The organism is Paenibacillus apii (assembly GCF_011043685.1).
GTDB lineage: Bacteria > Bacillota > Bacilli > Paenibacillales > Paenibacillaceae > Paenibacillus_AQ > Paenibacillus_AQ sabinae.
Map to the genome: position 1 here is coordinate 1 of NZ_JAAKGU010000039.1, position 516 is coordinate 516.

General features: G+C 48.4%; 4 tRNA genes. All 4 read left to right on the plus strand.

What is annotated here, in order from left to right:
- Window positions 1-62 precede the first annotated feature (62 nt).
- A tRNA-Asn gene (locus tag G5B47_RS25310) sits at window positions 63-138 on the plus strand.
- 4 nt (window positions 139-142) lie between these two features.
- Window positions 143-234, plus strand: a tRNA-Ser gene (locus G5B47_RS25315).
- 16 nt (window positions 235-250) lie between these two features.
- Window positions 251-325, plus strand: a tRNA-Glu gene (locus G5B47_RS25320).
- A 97-nt stretch (window positions 326-422) separates the two neighbouring features.
- A tRNA-Val gene (locus G5B47_RS25325) sits at window positions 423-498 on the plus strand.
- Window positions 499-516 lie beyond the last annotated feature (18 nt).

A 516-nucleotide genomic window follows, 5' to 3' on the forward strand; every position in this document is an offset into this window, starting at 1 on the left:
ATCAACGCAATATTTCGTTTCGATCCAGTTTTCAGGCGATCAAGGCCTGAATTGAATATTGTTCCCTGATAGCTCAGTTGGTAGAGCACTCGACTGTTAATCGAGTTGTCACAGGTTCGAGTCCTGTTCGGGGAGCCATTATGGAGAGGTGTCCGAGTTGGCCGAAGGAGCACGATTGGAAATCGTGTAGGCGTCAAAAGCGTCTCGAGGGTTCGAATCCCTCTCTCTCCGCCACTATTTTTTAAAGTACGGCCCGTTGGTCAAGGGGTTAAGACACCTCCCTTTCACGGAGGTAACAGGGGTTCGAATCCCCTACGGGTCACCATTTTCTTCTTAGCCAGGGATGAGAATCCCAAATGGTTCGTCGGAACAAACTTGCTTTTCAGTTATGATCTTTGGTAAGATAACAATTGTTCTTTTACGGAGGCTTAGCTCAGCTGGGAGAGCATCTGCCTTACAAGCAGAGGGTCGGGGGTTCGATCCCCTCAGCCTCCACCATAATTCAATACTCTTATC